Source organism: Halochromatium sp. (assembly GCF_054919635.1).
On the sequence record NZ_JBUDPI010000424.1, the window covers coordinates 1 to 2870 of the forward strand.

The 2870-nt window shown below is 64.5% G+C and carries 3 protein-coding genes; all 3 read left to right on the forward strand.

Translation table 11 applies throughout. From position 1 onward, the window contains the following. Window positions 1-146 precede the first annotated feature (146 nt). Window positions 147-1484, forward strand: coding sequence for an FUSC family protein (locus tag ACY693_RS17710; RefSeq protein WP_462323131.1), 1338 nt, complete (start codon window positions 147-149; stop codon window positions 1482-1484). A gap of 139 nt (window positions 1485-1623) precedes the next feature. Beyond that, window positions 1624-2238, forward strand: coding sequence for a hypothetical protein (locus ACY693_RS17715; RefSeq protein ID WP_462323132.1), 615 nt, complete (start codon window positions 1624-1626; stop codon window positions 2236-2238). 70 nt (window positions 2239-2308) lie between these two features. Further along, the coding region (locus tag ACY693_RS17720; RefSeq protein WP_462323133.1) for a SanA/YdcF family protein at window positions 2309-2870 on the forward strand (562 nt) is incomplete at its 3' end.

The window sequence follows — 2870 nt, forward strand, 5'->3', positions numbered from 1 at the left end:
CAGAGCCAACCCCAGGCTCAGTGCCAGCATCGACCCCAGCATTATCGCCGGCCTCGCCATCCAACTCGCCATCAGCTCTTAGAGCACAGGCTCCCAGCGCACAGTGCATCACCTTCTCAGCGAGCCCACGCGAGCAGGCCGAGGCCATGAGCGATGCAGCGCAGATTGCGCTCGCCGAGGTCGAGCAGCGCCGTCAACGCCTGCTCACCGGCCGGAGCCTCGCGCAGCAAAGCGGTGGCGACAGTGCACTGGCGCATGCATTGGCGGCCCAGCTGCAGGCGCTCGCGAGCAACGTGCAGCAGCTCGTCGAGGCCAGTATCGCGATCTCCGCTGGTCACAGCCTGCCGCGAGCAAAGCTACCGCCGGAGCCAAGCCCACGCTGGCGCCACCGGCTCGCGCTCGCCTTACCCAATGCGCTGGCGATGGGGCTCGCGTTTTGGGTCTCGGTGCTCACCTGGATGCTGCTTCAATGGCCTCCAGAGGGCCTACTCGCGGTGGTGATGGCGCTGGTGCTGATCGGCGGACACACGCTGCAGAAGACGCCGATCCTGCAGCCCCCTAAGCTCACCCTGCTTGGCTTTGTGATCGGCATCATCGGCACCGCGCCGATCTACCTACTCTTGATGCCGCAGCTCGATGGGTTTGCTGAGCTCGCGCTCGCGCTGTTTCCGATCTATTTCGCGATTGCCTACTTCCTGCACGCGCTGCCCCCACCGCATCAGCTGACCTTCCTGCGCATCGGCGTCCTCGCCATCATGCTGCTGAATCTCGAGCCCCATCAGGTCTACGACGCCGTTGGCTACATCGATGCAGCACTTTCAGCGGCCACCGGCTTTCTGATCGGTGTCGCAGCGCCCGCCCTGGTGCGCGGCGCCACGCCACAGGAACAGGCGAGAAGAGCCATCAAACGCCTATTAGCGCTGCTGAGCGACGCCCAGCAGGGCTTGGCGGACCTGGACCGCCCCGGCATTGCGACCGCGCTGACGCGACACGAGCAACAGCTGCGGGTTGAGCAGCAAGCGTTCTCAGAGCTGCTCCCGGCCTGCTATTCAGCTCAGGCTCCGCACAACGATCATGACCGCATCCGTGCCCTCGGCGATGCCATGCAGGGGCTGGTCACGCGCTTCCGCGGGCTGCAGCGCGCGCGTGTGCGCTGGGGGGTTGCGCTACGCCGTCAAGGGCTCGGCACCAGGCTCGGCCGCCAGCTGCTCAAGCCTTTGGTCTCGACCTACGCGGCCTTCATGCACAAGCTCGACGACCCTAGGGCCCCAGCCTCAGTCGCCGCGCTAGACGCGGTAGTCAGCGATGTGCGCACCGAGCTAACAAGGATCGACGCCTATCGGCACGACGAGCCGGTCAACGCCGATGCCGTCTATACCCTCACCATTGCCGGTCACTACCTCGCGGTGATCCACGCACTGCGGGATCTCGCGGCGGCGCTTGACGCGATCGATTGGTCGGCCTGGCGCCGGGCTCGGTTCTAAACACCCAGCACCCAGCCGCTGCGGCTGGCTACTGCTCCAGCGCGCCCGCAGCAACAAGACATCGCTCGATCTGATCAGATGTCGTTACAATGCACGGCATCAGTCGCAAGAGTGCGGAATACCCGCAAGAGGAGCCTCGATGTCTCAGTCACAGCGCCAGCGCTTTTGTCCGCGCGATGCCGGGCAGGTGTTTCACGGGCCGTCCGCCTGGTCGCCGCGTGGCGCCCGGCTCCTACTTGCTGCCACGGTTGCCGCTGTCATCAGTGGCTGCGCCAGCAATGCCCAGGTCAGCGACCCGCTGGCCTCGCTCGGCAATCCCTTCCAACGACCCACCGAGGCCGGTTTCCGATCACTGATTCAGGCCAACTGCGGCACGATGAGCATTGGCAGCAAGACAGTCAGTGCCCTGCTCGGCAGTGACAGCAGCTTCGATGGATTGGTCACCGCCCTCTACGAGGGTGATATCTCCAACGACGAATTCATGAATCAGGTCTTGCTGCAGCACCCCGCGCCGGATGCCAACGTCCCGGCGACCGGCTGCGTCATGGACCAGCTCGCACAGTGCTTTGCTGAGACCTGCAAGGTGCAAACGCCCGCCGAGCGCGAGAAGTTGGCGCAAGCTCATCAAGAAAAGGTCGACGAGATCGAGTCAACGGTCACCATCGATCAAACCCCGTTACCGGCAGACAACGCGCCCGAGATCGAGCGCATGATCGAGACCTCAAAAGAGGAAGGACCCAAGCCCCTGCCCTAAGCAGGCGCTAAGCAGGCCCTAAGCAGGCCCAGAGAAGACCCTGAGCGTCTGACCGTTATCCGTATCGGGAATGCCTGAGCAATGGCCGCGACCATCCGCTGAGCAGCCGCCAGCCGAGCGGGAGCCGAACGCCAGGGCGCCGACCAAATCAAGGGCTTGGCGCCGACGCCTAGGCCGCGCCCTGTCGATACTGATGCTCGGTCTGACCAGCCTAGTCTCGGTGCTGCTATTGATCGACCTAGGGATCTCGCTGTCGACCCGCCAGTCGATCACCGACGACCTCGACCAGGTCCAGCCTGCTCAGGTGGCGCTGCTGCTGGGCACCTCGCCCAGTCTCCGAGGTCGACCCAACGAGTTCTACCAGGCCCGCATCAAGGCCGCCGCTGAGCTCTATCGCTGCGGCAAGGTGCGTGGCATCTTGGTCAGTGGCGACAACGCGACCCGTTACTACAACGAACCGGTCGCAATGCAGAAGGACCTCATGGCAGCGGGTATTCCGCCCGAGTACATCACCCTCGATTACGCTGGCTTCCGCACCCTGGACTCGATGGTGCGTGCGAAACAGGTCTTCGGACTCGAGGAGGTGCTGGTGGTCAGCCAGCGCTTCCACGCAGCACGCGCGATCTTCCTCG

What these genes read in the sequence shown, in the direction of transcription:
- ACY693_RS17710 (WP_462323131.1), top strand. Translation starts at nt 147, where the DNA reads ATGAGCGATGCAGCGCAGATTGCGCTCGCCGAGGTCGAGCAGCGCCGT.
- ACY693_RS17715 (WP_462323132.1), top strand. Translation starts at nt 1,624, where the DNA reads ATGTCTCAGTCACAGCGCCAGCGCTTTTGTCCGCGCGATGCCGGGCAG.